General features: G+C 69.2%; 20 protein-coding genes and 1 pseudogene. 15 read left to right on the top strand and 6 right to left on the bottom strand.

Annotation, left to right across the window (positions count from 1 at the left end; translation table 11 throughout):
* Positions 1-20 precede the first annotated feature (20 nt).
* Positions 21-671, top strand: coding sequence for a DedA family protein (locus tag ORV05_RS05510; protein WP_268757366.1), 651 nt, complete (start codon positions 21-23; stop codon positions 669-671).
* Between the two features lie 109 nt (positions 672-780).
* On the opposite strand, the gene ORV05_RS05505 is transcribed toward ORV05_RS05510, so the two are convergent.
* Together ORV05_RS05505 and ORV05_RS05500 are read right to left on the bottom strand one after the other, a co-directional pair.
* Positions 781-2,688 carry an acyl-CoA dehydrogenase family protein gene (locus tag ORV05_RS05505; protein ID WP_407652695.1) on the bottom strand — a complete coding sequence of 636 codons (1,908 nt, stop codon included), beginning with the start codon at positions 2,686-2,688 and terminating at the stop codon, positions 781-783.
* Between the two features lie 98 nt (positions 2,689-2,786).
* Positions 2,787-3,794 carry a hypothetical protein gene (locus ORV05_RS05500; RefSeq protein WP_268757365.1) on the bottom strand — a complete coding sequence of 336 codons (1,008 nt, stop codon included), beginning with the start codon at positions 3,792-3,794 and terminating at the stop codon, positions 2,787-2,789.
* Positions 3,795-3,877: 83 nt separating this feature from the next.
* Here ORV05_RS05500 and ORV05_RS05495 point away from each other — a divergent pair, with 83 nt between their 5' ends.
* The 3 genes from ORV05_RS05495 to ORV05_RS05485 all read left to right on the top strand — a co-directional run bounded on the left by ORV05_RS05495 (position 3,878) and on the right by ORV05_RS05485 (position 6,990).
* Positions 3,878-4,747 carry a patatin-like phospholipase family protein gene (locus ORV05_RS05495; protein WP_268757364.1) on the top strand — a complete coding sequence of 290 codons (870 nt, stop codon included), beginning with the start codon at positions 3,878-3,880 and terminating at the stop codon, positions 4,745-4,747.
* A gap of 121 nt (positions 4,748-4,868) precedes the next feature.
* The gene (locus ORV05_RS05490; RefSeq protein ID WP_268757363.1) at positions 4,869-6,104 is read left to right on the top strand and encodes a L,D-transpeptidase; all 1,236 of its coding nucleotides are present in this window, start codon (positions 4,869-4,871) and stop codon (positions 6,102-6,104) included.
* A 142-nt stretch (positions 6,105-6,246) separates the two neighbouring features.
* Entirely contained in the window at positions 6,247-6,990 is a 744-nt protein-coding gene (locus ORV05_RS05485) for an SIR2 family NAD-dependent protein deacylase (RefSeq protein WP_268757362.1), read from the top strand.
* Between the two features lie 300 nt (positions 6,991-7,290).
* Here the strand turns inward: ORV05_RS05485 and ORV05_RS05480 are convergent.
* The 4 genes and pseudogenes from ORV05_RS05480 to dnaE all read right to left on the bottom strand — a co-directional run.
* Positions 7,291-8,928: pseudogene (locus ORV05_RS05480) on the bottom strand (bifunctional polysaccharide deacetylase/glycosyltransferase family 2 protein); the annotation flags it as partial.
* 179 nt (positions 8,929-9,107) lie between these two features.
* A complete protein-coding gene (locus tag ORV05_RS05475) occupies positions 9,108-9,656 on the bottom strand; it encodes a hypothetical protein (protein ID WP_268757361.1) in 549 nt (182 codons plus the stop codon).
* 420 nt (positions 9,657-10,076) lie between these two features.
* Positions 10,077-11,477, bottom strand: coding sequence for an MFS transporter (locus tag ORV05_RS05470; RefSeq protein ID WP_268759708.1), 1,401 nt, complete (start codon positions 11,475-11,477; stop codon positions 10,077-10,079).
* A gap of 134 nt (positions 11,478-11,611) precedes the next feature.
* Positions 11,612-15,187 carry a DNA polymerase III subunit alpha gene (gene dnaE / locus ORV05_RS05465; RefSeq protein WP_268757360.1) on the bottom strand — a complete coding sequence of 1,192 codons (3,576 nt, stop codon included), beginning with the start codon at positions 15,185-15,187 and terminating at the stop codon, positions 11,612-11,614.
* Positions 15,188-15,319: 132 nt separating this feature from the next.
* On the opposite strand from dnaE, the gene ORV05_RS05460 reads away from it, so the two are divergent.
* From ORV05_RS05460 to ORV05_RS05410, 11 genes are all read left to right on the top strand, one after another.
* Complete coding sequence (locus ORV05_RS05460) at positions 15,320-15,892, top strand: TetR/AcrR family transcriptional regulator (RefSeq protein WP_268757359.1); 573 nt, start codon at positions 15,320-15,322, stop codon at positions 15,890-15,892.
* Between the two features lie 75 nt (positions 15,893-15,967).
* A complete protein-coding gene (locus ORV05_RS05455; RefSeq protein WP_268757358.1) occupies positions 15,968-16,732 on the top strand; it encodes an SDR family oxidoreductase in 765 nt (254 codons plus the stop codon).
* Between the two features lie 88 nt (positions 16,733-16,820).
* Positions 16,821-17,987 (top strand): aminotransferase class V-fold PLP-dependent enzyme, encoded by a 1,167-nt coding sequence (locus ORV05_RS05450; protein WP_268757357.1) that lies wholly within the window; start codon positions 16,821-16,823, stop codon positions 17,985-17,987.
* Between the two features lie 176 nt (positions 17,988-18,163).
* A complete protein-coding gene (locus ORV05_RS05445) occupies positions 18,164-18,571 on the top strand; it encodes a hypothetical protein (protein ID WP_268757356.1) in 408 nt (135 codons plus the stop codon).
* Between the two features lie 709 nt (positions 18,572-19,280).
* Positions 19,281-19,688, top strand: a complete 408-nt coding sequence (locus ORV05_RS05440) for a DUF6907 domain-containing protein (protein ID WP_268757355.1) — start codon at positions 19,281-19,283, stop codon at positions 19,686-19,688.
* On the top strand, positions 19,685-19,906 hold the full coding sequence (locus tag ORV05_RS05435) for a hypothetical protein (RefSeq protein WP_268757354.1): 222 nt from the start codon (positions 19,685-19,687) through the stop codon (positions 19,904-19,906). Before ORV05_RS05440 ends, ORV05_RS05435 begins: the two co-directional genes overlap by 4 nt.
* A complete protein-coding gene (locus ORV05_RS05430) occupies positions 19,903-20,133 on the top strand; it encodes a hypothetical protein (RefSeq protein ID WP_268757353.1) in 231 nt (76 codons plus the stop codon). The genes ORV05_RS05435 and ORV05_RS05430 overlap by 4 nt, the downstream gene beginning before the upstream one ends.
* The gene (locus tag ORV05_RS05425; protein ID WP_268757352.1) at positions 20,120-20,389 is read left to right on the top strand and encodes a hypothetical protein; all 270 of its coding nucleotides are present in this window, start codon (positions 20,120-20,122) and stop codon (positions 20,387-20,389) included. The genes ORV05_RS05430 and ORV05_RS05425 overlap by 14 nt, the downstream gene beginning before the upstream one ends.
* A complete protein-coding gene (locus ORV05_RS05420) occupies positions 20,386-20,763 on the top strand; it encodes a hypothetical protein (RefSeq protein ID WP_268757351.1) in 378 nt (125 codons plus the stop codon). The genes ORV05_RS05425 and ORV05_RS05420 overlap by 4 nt, the downstream gene beginning before the upstream one ends.
* A complete protein-coding gene (locus ORV05_RS05415) occupies positions 20,760-21,608 on the top strand; it encodes a hypothetical protein (protein ID WP_268757350.1) in 849 nt (282 codons plus the stop codon). The genes ORV05_RS05420 and ORV05_RS05415 overlap by 4 nt, the downstream gene beginning before the upstream one ends.
* Positions 21,605-23,845 (top strand): ATP-binding protein, encoded by a 2,241-nt coding sequence (locus ORV05_RS05410; RefSeq protein ID WP_268757349.1) that lies wholly within the window; start codon positions 21,605-21,607, stop codon positions 23,843-23,845. Before ORV05_RS05415 ends, ORV05_RS05410 begins: the two co-directional genes overlap by 4 nt.
* The last annotated feature ends 180 nt before the right edge of the window (positions 23,846-24,025 follow it).

Below are 24,025 nucleotides of genomic sequence, written 5' to 3'. Positions count from 1 at the left end.
AAAACGGACAGGGGAACGACGTGGCGCTGGTAACCGACGTACTCGACTGGCTGCAGAACCTGCCGCAGCCCGCCCTGGTCGGCGCGACCGGCGCGCTGGTGTTCTTCGAATGCACCATCGGTCTCGGCTTCCTGGCCCCCGGCGAGTCCGGCCTGCTCATCGCGGCCACCACCGCGCACACCGTGCCCCGGTTCCTCATCCTGTGGACCGTGGTCACGGTGTGCGCGACACTAGGTGACTCGATCGGCTACGCCATCGGGAACCGCTGGGGACCGCGGCTGCGCGAGACCAAGCTGATCCGCAAACACGGCGTCGACGCCTGGGACAAGACGACCGGCGTGCTGCAACGCCGGGGGGCCTTCGCGGTGTTCTTCGCCCGGTTCCTGCCGGTGATCCGCACCCTGATGCCGGCCGCGGCGGGCACCTCGGGCCTGCCGTTCCGCCGGTTCCTGCCCGCCGCGGCCGCCGGCGCGCTGTGCTGGTCGGCGCTGCACATCAGCCTCGGCGTCGCCCTCGGCGAGGCCGCCAAGAAGATCGAGAGCGTGCTGAGCACGGGCGGGCTGATCGTGGTCGGCGTGCTGGCCGCGGCGGGGGTGTTCCTCCTGCTCCTGTGGAAGCGGAAGAAGGCGCTCGCCCTGGCCGAGGAATCCGTCCGGGACTCCACTCACTGACCCCCGGGCCGGTGCCGTGGCCGGGGGTTGGCCGTGAAAGGGCCCCTTCATGGTCGATTCGACTGTAAAGGGGCCCTTCACGGCTCGCCCGAACTTCCGGGGCTGCCGGTCAGGTCACGATCCGCCGCGCCACGCTGGTTTCGGTGGAGGCACCGGTCCGCCAGTCCGCGATCCACGGGCCCGTGCCCTCACTCGGGTCGAACACTCCTTCTTCGAGCCAGGTGTGGTGCCCGGCGAGCACGCTCTGCGCGAGCGCGAAGTCGACGTCGTCGGTGTTGTCCCACAACGCCTCGAACAGCGCCTCGATGCGGAGCCGGGACTGGCGGCAGAACACGTCGGCCAACTGGCGGGCGCTGCCGGTGTCCTCCCTTTCGGCACGCACGCAACTGGCCGACATCGCCCACAGCTCGGCCCCGATGTCCACGATCCGCCCCAGGAAACCCTGGCGCTTCTCCAGCCCGGCCTGCCACCGAGCCATCCCGTAGAACGTCGACCGGGCCAGTTTGCGAGCGGTCCGCTCGACGTAGCGCAAGTGCGGCGCGAGCACCCCGAACTCACGGAACGAGGTCGGCACCTGCCCCTTCCCCGCAGCCAGCTGCGGCAGCCACTTCGCGTAGAACCCGCTCGCCTTCGCCGCAGCCCTCGCCTTCGACGGCAGGTCCGCCTCCGCATCGGCCAGCGCCCCGGCCACGGACAGGTGCGCGTCGACCGCCTCCCTGGCGATGAGCAGGTGCATGATCTCGGTGGAGCCTTCGAAGATCCGGTTGATGCGCAGGTCCCGCACCAGTTGCTCGACCCCGACGGCGCGTTCGCCCCGGGCGGCCAGTGACTCCGCTGTCTCGTACCCGCGGCCGCCGCGGATCTGCATCAGCTCGTCGGCGACCTTGCCCGCCATCTCGCTCGCCCACAGTTTCGCCAGCGCGGCCTCGATGCGGATGTCGTTGCAGCCTTCGTCGCTCATGTGTCCGGACAGTTCCTGCACGCTCTCCATGGCGAAGGTGGTCGCGGCGATGAACGAGATCTTGTTCGCCACCGCGGCGTGCTGGGCGATCGGCTTGCCCCACTGCACCCGCTCGGCCGACCACTCGCGCGCGATCTTCAGGCTCCACTTGCCCGCACCGGCACACATCGACGGGATCGACAGGCGCCCCGTGTTCAGGGTGGCCAGCGCGATCTTGAGTCCCTTGCCCTCGCCGCCGACCACGTTCTCCTTGGGCACCCGCACCCGGTGGAACCGGGTGACCCCGTTCTCGATGCCCCGCAGCCCCATGAACCGGTTCCGCCGCTCGACGGTGATCCCCGGGCTGTCCATCTCCACGATGAACGCGGTCACCCCACCGCGATGGCCCTCCGACTTCGGCACCCTGGCCATCACGACCACCAGTTCGGCGACCACGCCGTTGGTGGTCCACAGCTTCACACCGTCGAGTTCGTAGGCTTCGCCGTCCTCGGTCGGCACGGCCGCGGTGGCCAGTCGCGCCGGGTCGGAGCCCACATCCGGTTCGGTGAGCAGGAACGCGGTGACCGCGCCCTTCGCGCACCGGGGCAGGAACCTGGCCTTCTGCTCGGGGGTACCGGCCAGCTTCAGCGGTTCCGGCACGCCGATCGACTGGTGGGCCGACAACAGCACGCCCAGCGTCGGGTGGACCGAGCCGACCAGCATCAGCGCGCGGTTGTAGGCGACCTGGGTGAGCCCCAGCCCGCCGTACTCCTCGGGGATCTTGATGCCGAAGCAGCCGAGCCCGGCGAGCCCTTTCACGTACTCGTCGGGGATCCGCGCGTCACGCTCGATGACGGCGCCGTCCAGCGTGGCGCAGTACTCCCGCAGCGCGGCGAGGAACTTCTCCGCCTTCGCGGCGGCCTCCGGGGTGGGACTGGGGTACGGATGGATCAGGTCCAGCCGGAACCGGCCCAGGTAGAGCTCCTTCGCGAACGACGGCTTGTGCCAGTCCGTTTCCCTGGACTCCTCGGCCAGGGCACGGGCCTCCTTCTCCGTCACCTTGGTTGGAACAGCCACCAGGCACCTCCTCCACTCGCCGTCAAGGCTTTGTGACGAGTGTTACCCATCGGTAGCGAAGACAAAAGTCCCCGGCAGGCGGAAGCGGCAATTTGCGCTCACGCGTCCTGCTCGACCGCTAGAGGCCGGGTGCCCTTTCGCGGGAACAAGAACGCGGCGGCGGCGACGGGAAACCCGGGTATCCCCACGAGCACCTCGTCGTCCCGGGGCCCGCCCTGAACCGCGAGCTTCCGGTGAAACCAGATGTGGGCGTAAAGGTCCAGCGGACACTTCCTGATGACGAAACGGACCGGGAGCCCGCCGGGCAGCACCGCCCACCCCGGCACGAATCGCGGTCCACCCCCGGTGAAGTCGACGTCGGCCACCGCGGCCGTGATCGTCCGCCACTCACCCGCGTACCGCCGGATCCGGCGCCGGAACCGCCGCCTCCGGTACCCCACGACCGTCCAGGGCACCAGCACCAGCGCGTACAGGAACAGGGCATCCCCGAGCTCACCGGACTCCGGAGGCTCGATCACCGTGCCCACGACGAGCGCCAGGAACGCCGCGGCCAGCACCAGGGACAACCCGGTCAGCACCCGGTATCCCCGCCGCTCCCGCCAGAGGTGGTCGATGTCCGGCGGCGACACCGGCACACCCGCCCGGCTCCGCCGGACGGCGGGCCACGGACGACCCGACCCGTCGATCCGGACGGCCGCCACGGTCGCGTCGCCCGCCAGCCAGACCCGGCCGGTCCTGCCGATCACCCGGCGCACCTCCGCCGGGGCGCCGCGCAGCGCGTACACCGTGCCACCGGCGACCACCCGCCGACCGGCCAGGGTGGCGGGCACCTCGCGCCACGGACCGGCGGCCAGCCACGGCTCGATCCGCACGGCCCAGCGGGTGTACCGCCACCAGCGCTGGAGCACCCACACCACGCCCAGCGCGAGCCCGCCGCTCGCCACGACGTAGTCCACCAGGGCCGGGTCGAGAACCAGCAGACGGAACCCGAACACCGGCAGCCAGACGAGCCAGCCTTTCCGGAAACGGCCCCGGGCGCGAAGGCGCGCCAGGTGAAGCGCGGTGCTGTCGCTCTCGAGAGCGGGAAGCGAGATCGCGGGTGTCATGATGATCGGGAACCCTACGGCGCCGAGACCGGACATTCGAGCCCTTTTCACGCACACCTCTCCCGTTCCCGAAAGGCAGGTCCATGCCCGAGCTCACGCTTCCCCGGCCGGTCGGGTTCGTGCTCGGAGGCGGCGGCAGCCTCGGCGCCATGCAGGTGGGCATGCTGCGCGCGCTCCGCGAAACCGGTATCCGGCCGGACCTGGTGGCAGGCACCTCCGTCGGCTCGCTCAACGGCGCGCTACTGGCCCGCGACCCGGAAGGCGCGCCCGAAACCCTGCGGGCTACCTGGGCACAACTGACCCGGCAAACCGTGTTCCCCGGCGGTCTGCTCAGCCAGATCCGCACACTGCAGCGCGGCAAGACACACCTGTTCCCCAACACGGGCCTCGCCACGGTGATCGCCGCCCACCTCGGCGCCACCACCACCTTCGAGGACCTGGCCCTGCCCCTGGGTGTGGTCACCACGGACATCGACACCGCCGAACCCCGGCTCACCCGCTCCGGCCCGCTGCTGCCCACACTGCTCGCCAGCGCCGCCATCCCGGGCATCTACCCGGCCGTGGCGCGAGACGGCGATCTGCACTACGACGGCGGACTCGTCGCCAACGTGCCGATGCGCCAGGCACTGGCCATGGGCGCCCGGTCCCTGGTCGTGCTCGACTGCGCGTTCCCCGGGCAGAATCCGGCTCCCCCGCGCACCTTCGCCGAAGTCCTGATGTACACGGTGATGATCAGCATGCGGAACCAGGCGGTACTGGAGGCCCCGATCGCCGCCGCGGAGGTGCCGGTGGTCTACCTGCCCGGCCCCGCGGCACTGCCGATGAGCCCGCTGGATTTCCGTCACACGGACGAACTGGCGAACGGCGCCCACGAGGCGGCGCGGCGCTATCTGGAAACGCTCGTCGTGGACGGCCCGGGACTTTACGGCGCGCCCGGTGTAAAGATTTCCTGAAGCCGCCCGGGCCAAGTGACGCGGCCCACTGCCGTGCAACAAACCGGGTCAGAGGGCGTCTGTCTGATAGCGGTAGCTTTGACCCTCAGGCCTCCTCCTTCCAGACCCCCGAAGAGACGACATGTTGTTCAAGAAGTCTTTACTTTCTTCCGGTAGAGCGCGTTCCGGCGCCCTCGCCGGGTTGCTGGCGACCGCGCTCGCGCTCTCCGCCTGCAGTTCGGGCGATTCCGGCGGCAACTCCGCCAACGGCACGAACGGTGGCGGGGGCCCGTCGGCCGCGGCCGCCCCGGTGAGCGTGTCGATCACCCCGGCCGCCGACGCGAGCAACATCAGCCCCGTCACGCCGATCGTGGTCAAGGCCGCCAACGGCACGCTCACCGACGTGACCGTGACCAACGCCGCCAAGGGCACCAAGGTGCAGGGCACGCTCTCGGCGGACAAGACCACCTGGACCTCCAAGGACGTCCTGGGTTACGGCGCGACCTACACCGTCGACGCGCACGCCGCGGACGGCTCGGGCAAGACCGTCGAACAACAGGGCAAGATCACCACGCTCAGCCCGGCCAAGCAGGCCAACCCCAACCTGATCCCGGCGCCCTCGAGCGTGGCGCAGACCGGGGTGGGCGTCGGGCAGCCGATCGTGTTCCAGTTCAGCTACCCGGTCAAGAACAAGGCCGACGTGGAAAAGCAGTTGTCGGTCACGTCGAACCCGCCGCAGGAAGGCGGCTGGTACTGGATCGACGACAAGAACGTGCATTACCGGCCTAAGGTGTACTGGCAGGCCGGAACCACGCTCACGGTGTCCGCGAAGATTTACGGCGTCGATTTCGGAAACGGTGTCTACGGCGCCGAGGATCGCACCGAGACCTATCACGTGCACGATTCCTGGATCGCCAAGGCCGATGGCAACACCGACCAGATGCAGATTTTCCACAACGGCCAGATGGTGAAGTCGATGCTCATTTCACTGGGTAAGGACGCCACCCCGACCCACGTGGGACCGCACGTCATCTCGTTCAAGGCCGAGAGCTACATCATGGATTCGTGCACCTACGGCCTCTGCCCGGGGCAGCCTGGCGCGTACCGCTCGGAGGAGAAGTGGTCGGAACGGATCTCCAACGACGGTGAGTTCGTGCACGAGAATCCGAACAGCGTCAGCGCGCAGGGCAACAGCAACGTCTCGCACGGCTGCGTCAACCTCAACGACGCCAACGCCCAGTGGTTCTTCAACAACCTCGGTCTCGGCGACGTGGTCGAGGTGACCAACTCCGGCGGCCCGGCACTGCCCGTGTGGGACCTCTACGGCGACTGGTCGCTGAGCTGGGACCAGTGGCAGAAGGGCAGCGCCCTGCACTGACGCCCGGAGCACTGGCCCTGCCTGCCGTGACGGACTCCGGCGATTAGGGCTGGGGCGAGCCGTGAAGGGGCTTCACAGTCGAATCGACCGTGAAGACCCTTCACGGCACCCGACACGGCTCCGCCGCGCGCATGATGGAGGTATGGACGTCCTGCAGCGCGCCAGGGAACTGGTCCACGGCGCCGAGCGGATGGTGGCGCTGACCGGAGCGGGCATCTCCACCGACTCCGGCATCCCCGATTTCCGCGGCCCCGAGGGGGTATGGACGAAGAACCCGGCCGCGGAGAAGCTCGCGGACATCCGCCACTACATCACCGACAAGCTGGTGCGCGAGCAGTCCTGGCTCGGCCGCCTCGAGCATCCCGCCTGGCACGCCCAGCCGAATCCCGCCCACCTCGCGCTGGTCGCGCTCGAACGAGCCGGGCGGCTGGGCGCGATCGTCACGCAGAACATCGACGGACTGCACCAGAAGGCGGGCTCGGCCCCGGACCGGGTGATCGAACTGCACGGCACGCTCTACGAGAGCGTGTGCCTGACCTGCGGTGACCGGCGCCCCATGCAGGAGACGCTGGACCGGGTCCGCAACGGGGAAAGCGATCCGCCGTGCCAGCGCTGCGGGGGCATCCTCAAGTCCGCGACCATCTCCTTCGGCCAGCCGCTGGACGACCGGGTGCTCTACCGCGCCAGGGTCGCCGCCCTGACCTGCGACGTCCTGCTCGCGGCTGGCAGTTCACTGACGGTACAACCGGCGGCCGGGCTGGTGGGGATCGCCGCCTCGGCGGGAGCGCGGATCATCATGTGCAACGCCTCGGAAACCCCCTACGACGGCGTCGCCGAAGCGGTGCTCCACGGTCCGCTCGGAAAGCTCCTCCCGGCCCTGCTCTGACGGCGCACCCGGACCGCCCGGACCGCCCGGACCGCCGGTGACGGTCCCGATGCCGCGCCGGTGCAGTTTCTGCCACGGCAGCCGCGCCCCGGCCACCGCCGTGACCACCGACTGCACCACCACCAGGTACATCAGCTGCCGGTAGACGAACTGCTGGAGCGCCAGCAGCCACAGCGGCCGCACCGATTCCCCGTCGAGCCGGAAGGCGATCACCCCGGGGATGGCCTGCATCAGCAGGAACACCAGCCAGTAACCCAGCATGACCGGCCACTGCTCGGTGAACGCGCCGAACACCGCGGCCACGTCGACGAAGGGGGCGAGCACCGGCAGCAGCACCTGGAACAGCAGCAGGTACGGCAGGCCGCGGCGGCCCAGCCGCCCGCCCTGGCCCCGTTCCAGCATGGCGCGGCGGTGCTTCCACACCGCCTGCAACGTGCCGTAGCACCAGCGGTACCGCTGTTTCCACAGCTGCCCCAGTGTCGACGGCGCCTCCGTCCACGCCACGGCCCGCGGCTCGTACACCACTCGCCAGCCGTCGCGTTCCATCGCCATGGTCAGGTCGGTGTCCTCGGCGAGGGTGTCCAGCGGAACACCGCCGCAGCGCAGCACGGCGGACCGGCGGAAGGCGCCGATCGCCCCGGGCACGGTGGGCATGCATTCGAGCACGTCGTACATCCGGCGGTCCAGGTTGAACCCGATGACGTACTCGATGTGCTGCCACTTCCCGAGAATGCCGTCCCGGTTGGCGACCTTGGCGTTGCCGGACACCGCGCCCACCCCGGGGTCGGCGAAGGGACCGACGATGGCGCCCACGGCCTGCGGTTCGAGCACCGTGTCGCCGTCCACCATGACCACCAGTTCGGTGCGGGCGGCGTGCAGGCCGGTGTTGAGCGCGGCGGACTTGCCCGCGTTGACCTGCCGGATCAGCCGTACTCGTGACGAGACGTACTGTTCGGCGATCTCTGCGGTGCGGTCGGTGGATCCGTCGTCGATGACGAGCACCTCGACGGGATGCCGCGACGCCAGCACGGACTCGATCGTGCTCGCGATTCCCGCTTCCTCGTTGTAGGCGGGCACGATCACGGTCACCGGGTCGCGGCTGGGACGGCGGCGGGGCGGGCGCCGCCGCAGGTGCATCGCGGTGGTGACCAGGACCAGGATCGTGCGGCCGACCGCGAGCACCGCGGAGGCGACCATCAGCACGCCGAGTGCCTTCGCGGCGAACACGGCGAGGTGGGCGGCGAAGGTGAACAACCAGCCCGCCACGCGGGAGCGCAGGTCGGCGGGAGCCTCCGCGCCGTTGAGCGCCAGCGCGTGGCCGACCGTGTCGAACCGCCAGCCCTGAGCCTGCAGGCGGGGGATCAGCCGGTCCAGCGCGGCGACGGTCTGGGAGCGGTCGCCGCCGGCGTCGTGCATCAGCACGACGGCACCGCGATCGTCGCGCGGAGTGGCGTTGGCGACGATGCCGTCCACGCCGGGGCGGCGCCAGTCCTCGGAGTCCAGGTCGGAGAGGACGATCAGTTTGCCGCCTGCGGCGGCGTGCTGGATGGCGGCCCACGAGCGGTCGTCGAGGGATTCGGGAGTGGCCGAATACGGCGGGCGGACCAGGGACGGTACGAGCCCCACCGCATCGGCGAAGGCGAGGTCGGTGGCCTTGAGTTCGAGGTTCTGCCGCAGCGTGCCGACCTGGCCGAGGTCGGCGTGGCTGGTGGTGTGGTTGCCGATCTCGTGGCCGGCCGCGAGTACCTGGCGCACCAGGTCGGGGTGCTGGGCCACCTGCGCACCGGTCTCGAAGAACGTCGCGTGCACCTGGTAGCGGGCGAGCACCGCCAGTACGGCCGGGGTCCACTCGGGGTCGGGTCCGTCGTCGAAGGTGAGGGAGATCGTCTTCGCGGGCGGCCGCAGCGCGACGGGCGTGCTGCCGCGCGCGTCGATCATCGCGCCGCCAGAGGAAACGGCGGCGGGCACCGTGCCGGAGGGCCCGGCGGCGGCGGTCTCGTCGGTGTGGAACTCCCCGAGCAGGAGCGCGTTGAGGCCGAGCAGCAGGGCCGCGAAGAACATGGTCGTGCCCAGCAGCAGCCAGTGCGCCCGGAGCGGGCCGGACTGCCGGTGTCGCGTCACGGGTGGCGTCCGGACATGCTGGTGGTGCTCACCTTTCCGGGCGGCACGGACGGCGCGTGGGTGTTACGAGTGACCGTGGTGCCGGCGGTGGTGGTGACGACCGGGGCGGGCTGACCGGCGGCGGTGGGGCCAGCGGTGAGACCCGCGGCGGAGCCGGTCGCGATCCCGGCGGCGGCCGTGCTTCCGCCGGGGTGCGCGGTATCGGACACCGCCGGGGCCTGCTGGTCCGGCGCTGGCGGCACGGAGGAGGTGGTCGTTTCGGGCTCCGTGGTCGTGGTGGCCGGGGCCTGCGCGCCGGGGATGGGCAGCAGGACCGACGAAGGCACCGGAGCGCCGAGCAGGGCCGCGACGAGGACCACCACGTAGCCGGCGACCAGTGCGATTCCGATCATCGCAGCGCGGCGGAACAGGCGGCGGCGACGTCCGGAGGGGTCGACGAACACGGGGGGCGGCGGGACGATTTCGATCGTGTCCGACGTGACGGAAACGTCGTCGTCGTCCGGGTTTTTCCTTTTGCCTTCGGCAAGACCGGTCACACTCGTCATGATCACTCCCAATCCTGGGAGCAGCAGCCTAAACGACGGAAAAACGATCAAGGAAATCGGTCGCGACTGAAACGGCTTAACAAAGAAAACGAAGGGGAAACAAATTCCCACCAGTGGGGCGGCCTGCGGTTTTCCGGAGAGAACACCCGAGTGAGCCCGGCTCCCCCTCGTCCGGGCCCACCCAGGCGGATGCCTTCGCCGCGCCGCCGCACGGTCCCCCGCGGACGCCGACGGTCGCATGGGAAATGAGCGGGCCTCGCCGAACCGGACGGATCGGGCACGGGGGCCGCTTCGCCCGCTGGTGGCCCCATCCCCGGACCGCCAGCCGGACCGCCACGATGTGTAGCGAATTCCTCCTGGTGAAGGCGAAACAAGGTTTACCGGGTAGCGGCCAGTTGGGCTAGCACCTCACCGTCACCATCACTCAGATGGAGCAGCAAATATTACGCTAGGTGGCCGATTGGTCGAGCCCCGTACTCGCCGCACAAACAGTTCCCAGATGCCCAGCACGAGCGCGACCAGGATGAATCCCTCCGCGCAGAGCATCGCGATCGCAAGGCCCGACGGGTAGTCACCGTGGGGCGAGGCGACGACCGCGCGCAGCACCCCCGCCAGCACGGCGGTGCCGATCGCGGTGCCGATCCGCTGCCCGGTCTGCAGCGCACCACCGGCGACCCCGGCCATGCTGATCGGCACACACTCCAGCGTCAGCGTCGTGTTCGGCGCGATGACCATCCCGCCCCCGACCCCGGCCACCAGAAGCGGCGCGATCAGGGCCGGCCCGAGATCGGCGGGCGGCACCAGCCGGATGAGCGCCACGATCACGCCCAGCCCGATGATCACCAGGACCAGCCCGATCACCGTCAGTTTCCGGCCGAGGCGGCCGACGAGCCGCCCCCCGAGCGCCGCGGACACCGCCGAACCGATCGCGAACGGGGTCACGGACAGACCGGACTGCAACGGTGAGTAACCGAGCCCCTGCTGGAAGAAGATCGCGAACACCAGCCAGATCCCGGCGAACCCGCAGAAGTAGGTGGCCCCCAGCGCGGTGCCCGACGCGTACCCCGGGGTCGAGGTGAACAACCGGACGTCCATCAGCGGTGCCCGGGCCCGGCGGACCGTGTGCCGCTCCCACCAGACGAAGGCGCCGCCGAGCGCGAGGGCGACCGGGAACAGCCACCACAACCGGCGCATCCCGTCCTGCTCCGACTCCACCAGCGGCAGCAGGACGGCCAGTACCGCGAGCCCGAGCAGCACCATGCCGAGAAAGTCGATCTCCGACCGGAGGTTGGCACGACGGCCCGCCCCGGCCGGCACCAGCCGCATCGCCAGCAGGAAGGTGACCACCCCGATCGGCACGTTGACGTAGAACACCCAGCGCCAGCCTTCGGCCTCCCCGAACACGGCCAGGATCAGCCCGCCCAGCACCGGCCCGACCGCGGTGGAAATGCCCACCACGGCACCGAAGATGCCGAACGCACGGCCTCGTTCGGCACCGCGGAACAGGTCCTGGATGAGCCCGGAGTTCTGCGGGGTCAGCAATCCGCCCGCGGCGCCCTGCAGCAGCCGTGCGCACACCAGCAGCGTCGCGCTCGGCGCGGCGCCCGCCAGCGCGCTGGTGACCACGAACGCGGCGAGCGCGATGAGGAACATCTTGCGCCGCCCCAGTGCGTCACCCAGCCGTCCGCCTGCCACCAGCACCAGCCCGAAGGTCAGCGCGTAGCCGGAAACCACCCATTGCGCGGCTCCGGCGTCGGCGCCGATACCACGCTGGATCGAAGGCAGCGCGACGTTGACGATGCTGACATCGAGCAGGCTCATGAAACCGGCGGCCAGCGTGACCGCCAGCGCCTTCCACCGCCGGGGATCCTCTTCGCCGCGGGATCGGCCAGGGGACTTCCCTTGGAACGCTGTCACCACTCCATGGTGACTCGCTTAGCGTCCGCAAGCATTGCTCAGGTGCCCGCGGTGATCCCCGGGATCCCCTTCAGCTCGCCCATCAGCATCGAAGTCACCTTGACCGGGTAGTCGTAGAGCGCGAACACGGTTTCCCGCCGCCTGCCGATCAGCTTCAACCGGACCGGGGTGTCCCCGCGGTGCGCGAGCAGGGTCTGTTTGAGCTCGCCGACCACGCTCTTGTCGAGCTTCTCGGCCGTGCAGTGCAGGACCAGCGGCGGTTCCTCGTCACCGTTGCCCGCTTCGGACAGGTCGAGGGGTACCAGTCCGCCACCGAAGACGGACATCTTGTCCTCACGCCAGTTGACCCTGCCCTTCACCAGGACGGCGTTGTCCTCGACGAGGTCCGCGGAGAACATCGCGTAGGACTTGGGGAAGAACAGCACCTCCAGCGCGGCGTCCATGTCCTCCACCGTGCAGATGGCCCACGGCTCGCCCTTCTTGTTCACCCGTCGTTCCAGCGAGGTGATCAGGCCGGAGACGATCAGTTCGCCTTCCTTGGGCGGGTTGTCGAGAATCGCGGCGATGGGGCGGGGAGCGTGTTTGCGCAGGATCCGTTCGGCACCGTCGAGCGGATGGGCCGACACGTAGAGGCCCAGCATTTCCCGCTCGTAGGACAGCAGCTGCTTGCGGGGCCATTCCTCGTCGTTGAACTTCAGGTGCGCCAGCGGGGACGAGGACGACGAGGACGCGGCATCGCCTTCTTCGTCACCCGCCGAGCCGAACAGGTCGAACTGGCCCATCGCCTCCTGGCGCTTGAGCGGCACCACCGCTTCGACCGCGTCCTCGTGGACCCCGATCATGGACAGCCGTGTGTTGCCGAGCGAGTCGAACGCGCCCGCCTTGATCAGCGATTCGATGACCCGCTTGTTGCAGACGACGAGTTCGGACTTGTCGAGGAAATCGGTGAAGGAGGAGTACTTGCCCTTCTCCCCCCGCGTCTTGATGATCGACTCGACCACGTTGGCACCGACGTTGCGCACCGCGCCGAGACCGAAACGGATGGCGTCGCCGACGGCGGCGAAGCGCTGGCCGGACTCGTTGACGTCCGGCGGCAGCACCTTGATGCCGAGCCTGCGGCATTCGGACAGGTAGACCGCGGACTTGTCCTTGTTGTCACCGACCGAGGTGAGCAGGGCCGCCATGTACTCGGCGGGGTAGTTCGCCTTGAGGTAGGCCGTCCAGTACGAGACCAGGCCGTAGGCGGCCGCGTGGCTCTTGTTGAACGCGTACCCGGCGAACGGGAGGATCGTGTCCCACAGGGCCTTGATCGCCTCGTCGGAGAAGCCGTTGGCCCGCATCCCGGCGTGGAAGCCCTCGAACTCCTTGTCGAGGACCTCCTTCTTCTTCTTGCCCATCGCCCGGCGCAGCACATCCGCTCGGCCCATGGTGTAGCCGGCGACCTTCTGGGCGATGTGCATGATCTGTTCCTGATAGACGATCAGGCCGTAGGTGTCGGCCAGGATCTCCTTCAGGGGTTCTTCCAGTTCCGGGTGGATCGGCTTGACCTGCTGCCGCCCGTTCTTGCGGTCGGCGTAGTCGTTGTGGGCGTTCATGCCCATCGGGCCGGGGCGGTACAGCGCGCCGACCGCGACGATGTCGTCGAACAGGGTCGGCTGCATGCGGCGCAGCAGGTCGCGCATCGGCCCGCCGTCCAGCTGGAACACGCCGAGCGTGTCACCGCGGCTGAGCAGCTTGTAGGTCTCGGGGTCGTCGACGCCGAGGGTGTCGAGATCGACCTCCTCGCCCCGGTTGGACTTGATGTTGTCGATCGCGTCGCCGATGACGGTGAGGTTGCGCAGGCCGAGGAAGTCCATCTTCAACAGGCCGATGGCTTCGCACGACGGGTAGTCCCAGCCGGTGATGATCGAGCCGTCGTCGCGCATCCACAGCGGGATCGCGTCCATCAGCGGCTCGCTGGACATGATCACCGCACAGGCGTGCACACCGGCGTTGCGGATCAGCCCTTCGAGCCCGCGCGCCGTCTCGAAGATCGTCTTGACCTCTTCGTCGGTCTCGACCAGCGTGCGCACCTCGGCGGCTTCGCCGTAGCGCTCGTGCTGCGGGTCGACGATGCCGGACAGCGGGATGTCCTTGGCCATGATCGGCGGCGGCAGCGCCTTCGAGATCTTGTCGGCGATGGCGTACCCGGGCTGGCCGAAGTGGACCCGCGCGGAGTCCTTGATCGCGGCCTTGGTCTTGATGGTGCCGAAGGTGATCACCTGGGCGACGCGGTCGGCGCCGTACTTCTCGGTGGCGTAGCGCACCATTTCGCCGCGCCTGCGGTCGTCGAAGTCGATGTCGATGTCGGGCATCGACACGCGCTCGGGGTTGAGGAACCGCTCGAACAGCAGCTTCTGCGGGATCGGGTCCAGGTTCGTGATGCCCAGCACGTAGGCCACCAGCGAACCGGCGGCCGAACCACGCCCGGGCCCCACCCGGATGCCCACGCTGCGCGCGTGGTTGATCAGGTCGGCGACGACGAGGAAGTAGGCGGGGAACCCCTTCCCGATGATGACTTCGAGTTCCTTCTCGATGCGCTCGTCGTAGCCCTCGGGCGCGCCCTGCGGGAACCGCCACTTCATGCCGCGGGCGACCTCGGCCCGCAGCCAGCTGGCTTCGTCGTACCCCTCGGGGACCTGGAAGACCGGCATCCGGTCCTTGTGGGTGTAGACGTCGTCGTAGGGCTGCACCCGCTCGGCGATCAGCAGCGTCGAATCCGCCGCGCCGGGGACCTCGAGGTCCCAGTAGGCGCGCATCTCCTGCGCGGACTTGAGGTAGTAGCCGTCGCCGTCGAACTTGAACCGGTTGGGGTCGTTGAGCGTCTTGCCCGACTGCACGCACAGCAGCGCCGCGTGCGAATCGGCCTGGCCCTGGGTGACGTAGTGGGAGTCGTTGGTGGCCAACGGCTTCAGGTTCAGCTGGCGGCCGATTTCGAGCAGCCCCTCGCGGACCGAGCGCTCGATCGGCAGCCCGTGGTCCATCAGCTCGAGGAAGAAGTTGTCCGCGCCGAAGATGTCCTTGTAGTCGGAGGCGGCCTGCAGCGCCTCGCCCTTCTGCCCCAGCCGCAACCGGGTCTGCACCTCGCCGGAGGGGCAGCCGGTGGTGGCGATGATGCCCTCGTGGAACTCCGAGACCAGCTCGCGGTCCATGCGGGGCTTGCGGTAGTAGCCCTGGGTGCTGGCCAGGGAGGAAAGCCTGAACAGGTTGCGCAGACCGGTTGCGTTTTCGGCGAGCATCGTCATGTGGGTGTAGGCACCGCCGCCGGAGACGTCGCCGCCCTCGCCGAACTCGTCGGCGCCGCGCTGGTTGGTCTGCCCCCAGAACACCGGCTTCTTGTGGAACCGGCTCTCCGGCGCGAGGTAGGCCTCGATGCCGATGATCGGCTTCAGCCCCGCCTTCTTCGCCTGCTGGTAGAACTCGTCCGCGCCGTACATGTTGCCGTGGTCGGTCATCCCCACCGCGGGCATCTCCAGCCGCTTCGCCTCGGCGAACAGCGGGGCGATCTTCGCCGCACCGTCGAGCATCGAGTACTCGGTGTGCACATGTAGGTGGACGAAGGAATCGTTCGACACCAGCGAAAACCTCCCCTGAGCGGTACCTACCGGCTGAGGAGCCAGCCTAGCTTCCCTCACTCGCGGTTTCGCGCAGGCGTGCCGCACCGGCTTTATTTGACCTCTGGTTACAGAATTAGCTAGGGTTCGGGCATGGCACGCGGCAAGTCCTTCGACCCCGACCAGGCCGTCGCCGGCGCGATGGAGGTGTTCTGGGCCCACGGCTACGCGGGCACCACCCCCCAGCAACTGGTCGACGCGCTCGGTATCGGGCGGGGCAGCCTCTACAACGCGTTCCACAGCAAGCACGAGCTGTTCGAACTCGCGCTGCGCCGGTACCACGAGCAGGTCACCGTCCGCCTGATCGAGCTGCTGGACGGGCCGGGCCCGGCACGCGAGCGGCTGCGGGCCGCACTCGATCTCGTCGTCACGGCGGCGAGGGAAGACCGCCGCGGCTGCCTGATGACCAACACAGCCATCGAATTCGCCGAGCACGACGAGGTGATCAACCACCTGGTGCGGCGGACCTTCGAGCGCCAGGAGGCGGCGTTCCGAGGCGCGATCGAAGAGGGTCAGCGGTCCGGCGAGATCGACGCGGACGCCGACGCGGGCGCACTCGCCGCGTTCTTCCTGACCACGATCAACGGCGTCCGCGTGCTGGCCAAGGCCGATCCCGATCCGCGGCGGCTCGCCGCGCTCACCGAGACGGCACTGCGCGCACTGTAACCACACCCTCCGCGAGCCGGAATCCACCGTTCACACGCCCCTATTTTGTAACTACAGTTCAAGAAAGAACCAGAAGTGGATCTTCAGCTGACGGGGAGGACCGCCGTGGTGACCGGCGCGAGCAAGGGCATCGGACTGGCCGTCGCACGGGCTCTGGCGGCGGAGGGCGCCACCGTGTTCGCGGCCGCCCGCGGTACCTGCCCGGTACCCGGTGTGACGTCGGTACCGGTCGACCTCACCGGCCCCGGCGCGGGCACGCTGCTGGCCGGGCACGTGGGCGACGCCGACATCCTGGTCAACAACTTCGGCGGGGTGCCCGGCGGCAGCATGGCGGCGGGCGGTTTTCTCGAACTCACCGACGACGACTGGCAGCGCACCTACGAGATGAACCTGTTCAGCACCGTCCGGATCACCCGCGCGCTGCTGCCCGGCCTGCTGCGGCGCCGCGGAGTCGTCATCAACATCTCCTCGATCGGCGCCAGGGCCGCGTTCAAACCGGTCGACTACGGCACCGCCAAGGCCGCCCTCAACAACCTCACCAAGGCGCTGGCCGAGGAGTTCGGCGACCGGGGTCTGCGGGCGCTCACCGTGAGCCCCGGCCCCACCCGTACCCAGAACTGGGGCGACCCCGGCGGGTACGCCGGGCAACTCGCCGAGGAAGCGGGCATGGGCCTCGACGAGTTCCTCGCGCACGTCCCCGCCCGCATGGGGATCACCACGGGACGGCTCACGGAACCGGAGGAGACCGCGGCACTGGTCGCCTTCCTCGCCTCGCCGCTGTCGGGCAACCTCACCGGAGCCGACTACCTGGCCGACGGGGGTGTGATCAAGACCGTGTGACCGGAGGGCGCCCGGTGGCGGCACCGGCGCGTGGGCGCGGCCGGAAACCCCTGGCGGACAGGCCGGAGGCGCCCATAGTGTCGGGTGCATGCGAGCTGACGACGTACGCCGGTTCCGGGACGAAACCCCGGGCTGCGCCGAGGTGATCCACTTCAACAACGCGGGTTCGTCGCTGCCACCGGCCCCGGTGACAGACACCGTGCTCGACTACCTGCGGGACGAGGCCCGGCACGGCGGGTACGAAGCGGCCGACGCGGCCGCCGACCGGATCTCCGCCGCGTACACGTCCACCGCGCGCCTGCTCGGTGCCGCCGAGGACGACATCGCCTTCACCGACAGCGCCACCCGGTCCTGGCAGGCCGTCTTCTACGCGCTGCGCCTCGGTCCCGGCGACCGGATCCTTACCTGCCGGTCCGAGTACGCCAGCAATGCCATCGCCTACCTGCAGAGCGGCGCCGACGTCGAGGTCGTCGACGACGACGAGAGCGGTCAACTCGACGTCGCCGACCTGGCCCGCCGCATCGACGACCGCGTGAAACTGATCTCGATGAACTACGTGCCCACGCACGGCGGCCTGGTCAACCCGGCCGAGGAGGTGGGCGCGATCGCCGAGGAGGCGGGCATCCCGTTCCTGCTGGATGCCTGCCAGGCGATCGGCCAGCTCGATCTCGACGTGACGCGGCTGCGATGTGACGCGCTGACCGGCACCGGCCGCAAGTACCTGCGCGGTCCCCGCGGCACCGGCCTGTTGTACGTGCATCCACGGCTGCGGGAGCGGCTGGAACCGGCGATGCTCGACCTGCACTCGGCCACCTGGACCTCGCCGTCGACCTACCAGGTCGAGGCGTCCGCCAAGCGGTTCGAGACCTGGGAGCGCAACCAGGCGCTGCTCCTGGGGCTCGGCGCGGCTGTCGACTACGCACTGGCGATCGGGCTGCCCGCGATCGAGGAACGGGTGACCACACTGGCGGAACGGCTGCGTGCCGACCTCGGGCAGGTGCCCGGGGTCACGGTGCACGACCGCGGCAAGCGCCGGTGCGGCATCGTGGCCTTCACCGTCGCGGGAGTGCCTTCGGCCCAGGTGAAGCAACGGCTGGGCGAGGCCAGGATCAACACCTCGGTCACCAGCCGCACGTCCGCGCAGTACGACTTCAGCTCCCGTTCTCTTCCGGAACCAGTGCGCGCGTCGGTGCACTACTACAACACCGACGACGAGATCCGCACACTGGTCGAAGAGGTCGACCGGTTGCGCTGAGGCCGGCCGTATTCACCCGGGGCAGATGAAGACGTTTATTCGCCGACCGCCGGAGAAAATGAGCAGAAAAATAGCCCACTCCACGTGAAACGGCCGGATAATCCTTGTGGTCGCGATTCCGGATCCCTAGGAAGTGAAGTTGTCCGGAAACCGCGAAACACAAGGAGGAGATCCGCATGAAAGGATCACCAAAGCGGAAGGTTCGTCGAATCCTGGTCCTGCTGCTGGCCACCTTCGGCGCCCTTCTGGCCTTCGGCTCGCAGGCCGTGGCCGCGGAGGGCCGCCTGGTCCAGCACGGGTCCGGGATCAACCTCAACTACTCCCCCAGAGACGTACACCGCGGACAGTTCGTCCGATTCGACGCGCGGGTCCGTTGCGATCGCGGCGACTTCCGCGGCACGGTGACCTTCTACGACCTGCGCGATCGCCGACTGCTCGGCAGGGACCGCGTCGACCGGAACCGCCACGCGAACATCGGAACCAGGATCTTCACCCCCGGCAGGCACACGGTGCGAGCCGACTTCGACAGTGAGCGGGGCATCTGCCGCCACGCCAGCGACACGGTCACCTTCTTCGTGCGCTGAACCGGCGCCTCCCGTTCAGGGACGGCAAACCCGGTCCCGTCGCCTTTTCCCGGTGCCGGGACCGGGTTTCGCTTTTCAGCGCACCGCAACGGTGCCGTGACGACACGTCGCCATCCTCGGGCAACGGCCCCTCCACATTTTTTCCGGAAACGAGCGCGATTGTTTCCGAAATGAAGCTGAATCGGGTGAGCGAAGGTAACCTGAACAGTTCCATGACGCCGGAAACGGTTGTGATCTCCGGGCGGCTGTACCAGGAAGTCAAGGTCGAAGATTCGACCACAAGGAGGAATGGGTCCTCACAAAACCCCGGCGAGGTGGCCCCCAGGGGCTACCGCACGCCAAAACCGATGCTGGTCGAAGCCCGACGCCCCCAGCGCCCGCCCAGGCGACGAGCACGCACCGTGGGGGTGTGGGGGCTCGGCCCCCACAACGAAACGAGACACCGGGAAGGTGGCCCCCAGGGCCACCGAACACGGTGGGCGCAGCAGGGTTCGAACCTGCGACCCCTTGCTTGTAAGGGGAATGATCACCGTCCACCCGTTCCGCACGTGCGGTTGCGGGTCCGAACGGTCCGACGAAAGTCCAGGTCAGACACTCCAATTCCGTCCCCTCTCGCGCATTCCGTGAGACGTGCGTGAGACGGGACGGCCCCGGACGCGGTGATCCGAACACCGGCCGGGGCCTTGATCAGACACTGGAGGTCTGACCCGTGACGAACACTATCGGCACCGCTGCGGCTGCGCAGTCGCCCGCGGTCCTGGAGATCGCCCCGAAGCGCCGGCCGTACTGGCAGGCGGCGCCCTGCCCGGTCTGGTGCTCCGCGGAGCACACCGACGACGCGGCCCCCGTGGACCGTAACCACTTCTCGACTTGGTCGGCCGAGATGCCGCTGACGCTGGAGGCGCCGGAGATCTCGCACGGTGCCGCCGGGGCCGTGACGGCCGAGGCTGCCGTGGTCGAGGTGTACCTCGTGCAGCACCACCGGGAGATCGAGCCGCGGGTGATCGTCGGCGACCAGGGCACCCGGGAGTTCACCCTCACCCCGGCCGAGGCGCTGGAGCTGGCGCGGGCGCTGACCATCGCCGCGAAGCTCGCCACCCCGGAGGTGGCCCGGTGAACGCCGCACGCATGTCCCACGAGGAACTGGTGGGGTTCGAGGCTCGCCTCTTTGAGCTCCGGGACGACGCGATCGAGGCCGCGAAGCGGTACCCCGCGACCGCCGATCACTGGATGGCCGAGGCCCGCGCTTACCGGCTCGCGATTCAGGCCCTCGACGCCTGGAGCGGCGGGCGGTACGGGCAGGCCCTCGCCGAGCAGCCCGGGGGTGCCCGGTGAGCCTGTTCGAGGTGTTGCGCGCCTACGGTGCGCCCGCGCTCCTGCGCTTCGTCCTGGCGTTGCTGGCGTTCCTGGTGTTGCACCTGGTGCGCCTGCCCGTGCTCCTACTCGTCCTCGGCCTCGAAGCCGCACTCCGTGGCCTCGACCGATACGCCACCCGCCAAGCCGCGGCGCCCCCCGCGCCGGTCCACCGCTACACGGAGGAGGAGCAGCGTGTCTATGCCTGACCGCACCCCCACCGACACCACCCCGCCGCAGACCGGCGCCGAGCTCGTGCCCGTGGCCCGTCCCGTGCCGCCGTGGCCGGCGCGCACCGCGGCGTGGATGGGCTGGCACTGGCTGGAGCTGGCGGGGGTGGCGGTGCCGGTGGTGTTGGCGTGGCTGGTGTCGCCGTGGTGGCTGCTCGCGGCCGGGCTGGTGGCGCTGCTGTGGGCCGCACACGAGTACCGCACCAACCACAACGAGAAGGAGATCAGGTCATGACTGACTACCGGGCCCCGAAGTACTGGGAGACCCAGCCCAGCCCGTACGTCAACGCCATCGACGACGTGTTCGACAGGCAACCGGCCCCTGCGACGGTCCAGGAGCACCGCGAGCAGGTCATCAACCTGTTGAAGCTGGCCGACTACCACCAGTCGGACACCAAGGCCTGCCTCGCCGCCGCCGAGGTGCATGTGCGGCTCGCCGAACTGCTCGTCGCTGAGCGGCAGGCCGAGGCGGCGGAGCGGGCTGCGGTTGCGGCGGAGCAGACGGCGGCCGAGCTGCGCGCGGTTCGGGAGGACACGGTCCGGTTCCTTGCTGAGGAGGCCGCTCGGTCCCGGCGTCTGCGGCGGCGGCGGCGTGGTGGTGCCTCATGAGCACCCCGATGCTGGAGCTCGACGACATCATCGAGCGTGTACACGCAGTGATCAAGGAAGCGGAGGCCGCTGGAGAGCAGCCACCCGGCCGCCCAACGCTGATGCGCCTGACGGGCCTGTCCGAGTATCAGGTGCGCCGCGCGCAGGAGGTGCTGTCTAAGGGGCTGGAGGACGACGAATCTCCAGCCGTCGCCAGCGAGCCTCCAGCGGTCTCCAGCGGGTCTCCAGCCGAGTCGGACAACGTTCCGGACACCGACGAGATGCCCGTGTTTGCCGAGCCGGTGCCGATGCCGGTGGAGGCGGCTGGTGATGGGCTGGAGGTGCTGGAGATCCAGCCCGGCCCGGCTGGTGATCCAGTTCTCCAGCCGGTCTCCAGCGGTCGCCAGCCGCGTCCGTGGCCGCTGTTGATCATCGGTTTGGCCGCCGCGGTCGCTGTGTGGTCCGGTTGGGTCGGTTTGGGCCGCCTGTGCGGTTTCGGCATGATCACGCCCCTGCCGGGGATCGTGGACAAATTCCAGCTCAACACGTCGATCGTGCTGCCGCTGTCGGTCGAGGCGTACGGCGCGTACGCGTTGCGCTGCTGGCTCGGCTCCGCCACCCTCTCCCCCCGCACTGTCCGATTCGCGAAGATCTCCAGCGTCTCCAGCCTGGCGATCGGCGCTGGCGCGCAGGTCGCCTACCACCTGATGGCCGCCGCGAACATGGCTGCGGCGCCGTGGCAGATCACGATGCTCGTCGCCTGCGTCCCGGTCGCTGTGCTGGGGCTGGCGTCGGCGCTGGCGAAGCTGGTGACCGCGGATCGCCAGCGGATCTCCAGCAGCACCAGCGAGGAGGTCCAGTCGTGAGTGAGGAGACGCGCGGCGGCGGGCTCGCGAAGGTGAGCCAGCTTCCGGTGCGGCGCGCTGGTGGCGAGCTGGAGACGACATCACCAGCGCTGGAGGGCGAAGTCCTGACCGCCGAGCAGTACGCCGCGATCCAACGCCAGAAAGCCGCCGCCCGTCGCGCTGCGTATCGGGAGACCGGCGAGGTGGTGGTGCGCAGTGTCCGCACTGTCGTCACCCACGACCACACCAAAGCGACCATGCACTTCGCCCGCCGCCACGCCACCTTCATCCTCAAAGGAGTCGAGGCGGAACGGCAGCGGAAGAAGGCCGAACGCAACCAGGTCGACGCCCGCGCCGCCCGCGCCCGCGCCCTGGAGGCCGGCGACCTTGACCGGGTCGCGGAGCTGAACAAGCAGATCCTGGACGCCCGACACCTGCGTGTGGACACCTTGCACAAGTGGGTGGATCTGGGCTGGAAGACGGCCAAGAAAGTTGCGATAGCGCTGGTCATCGCGCTCGGCGTGGCGCTGGTCGCGGGCGTGCTGAACGGGTTCGGGCACTGGCTCGGGCACTGGAACGCGACCGACGTGCTGCACACTCTCGGGGCGATCATCACCACCACCGGCGACGTGGTGGGCTGGAGTGTCCTGCACTGGTGGGTGTTCCTGCTGGCCGGGCTCGGTGTGTGGGGGTTCCGGCGCTGGAAGGAAGGCGTGCGCCTGGGCGAGCAGGTGCTGCCCGAGGCCCTGCGCCGCACCGGTAAGCGCACCGCCTACGTCGAATTCACCCAGAACGCGCTGGTCACGGCCCTGTCGAACATCGGTATCGCGAAGCTGAACGCGGCGATCAAGGAAGGGTGGCCCAACCGCGACACCGACAGCGCGTGGGTGCAGGTGCCCGCCATCGACGGCAACGGCTACAGCGCCAAGCTGCGGCTCCCCCAGGGCGCGTCGGTCGCGGCTGTTGGCAAGGCGAGGGAGCTGCTCGCGCACAACCTCGGGTGCCGCCCGGAGGAGTTGTTCATCGAGGCGGACACCGAGGACTCCACGGTGTTGAGCCTGTTCCGCCTGGAGCCCGGCATGCTGCGGGCGCCCGTGCCGCCGTATCCGCTGCTCAAGAACCTCGCCGAGGCCACCACGGACTTCTGGACCGGGTTCCCGGTCGGTATCGACCCCCGCGGTAACCCGGTGATCTGCGAGGTGTTCGAACGCAACCTCGCCGTCGCCGGGAGGATGGGCTCGGGCAAGACCACGCTGGTCCTGGACCTGCTGGCCGGGGCCGTGCTGGACCCGCTGGTCGACATCGACGTGTTCGTGTTCGCCGAGAACTTCGACTACGACCCGCTCCTTCCGTGCCTGAACATGCTGGTCAAGGGCGACACGGAGGGCAATGTCGCGGCGTGCATGGAGCACATCCAGGGGCTGCACGCTGATCTCACCAACCGTGGGCGGCTGCTCGCGAAGCACGGCGCCAGGTATGTGACCAGGGAACTTGCGGCGAAAGAGCCTGGGTTGCGGCCCCGGATCGTGGTCATCGACGAGTGCCAGGCGTTCTTCCGGCAGGACAAGGCGGAGGACCGGCGCGCGGTGGTGAACATGATGGTGCGGTTCTACTCGGCGGCCCGGAAGTACGGCATCGTCCTCGTGTTCGTCACCCCATTGCCGTCGGATCAGTCGTTGCCGCGGGATCTGGTTGCCGTGACTTCGAACAGGGCCTGTGGCGCGATCAGCGACAAGCACCGCAACAACGTGGTGCTCGGGGAGAAGGCGCACGAGAACGGCATTTCGGCGTTGGGGTTGAAGCCGAAGACGACTACCGCGCTGAACGACGCGGGCACGCTGATCACGATCGGGTTCATGGATCAGCCGGGCGCACTGCGCACCCACTTCCTGACTGCGGATGAGCTGGGCGCGATCGCCGAGCGGGGCGCGGAGTTGCGGGGCGGTCAGGTCGCCACTGTCGACGGCGAGGACCGGGCGCCGCGGGATCACCTGGCCGACATCGAGCAGGTGCTTCGGCAGGCCGGCCAGCCGCGGGTGCGGACGCAGGAGGTGTTGCAGCGGCTGGCCGAGTTGGACGAGCGGGAGTACCGCGGGTGGACGTTCGAGCGGCTGACGGAGTTCCTGACGCCGTACTCCGCGGCCCCGTACAAGACCGGCGGGCACATGAAGGTGTCGGCGGCCCGGGTGCAGGAAGCGCTTACGGATCGTGACGAAAACGCGGCTGCTGAGGGCGACGGGGACAAGTTCGAGGACTGAGGGAGTCGCCGAGATGGGAGGGAGAACTCCCTCCCAGGCTCCCTGGGGGTCCCTCCCCGGCTTGATCAGGGAAAACGGTGACGGAGGGAGGTGAGGGAGTCACGGTGGGCCACCCGCTGGGAGGCCCGGAAAACAGGGGTTCGGGACGGTGAAGGCCGGTCCCTCCCCAGACCGGAGGCG

Source organism: Amycolatopsis cynarae (assembly GCF_026802195.1).
In the GTDB taxonomy this organism is placed as follows: domain Bacteria; phylum Actinomycetota; class Actinomycetes; order Mycobacteriales; family Pseudonocardiaceae; genus Amycolatopsis_E; species Amycolatopsis_E rhizosphaerae.
Note: the sequence above shows the minus strand (reverse complement) of the source record. Positions and strands in the feature narration are given on the sequence as shown.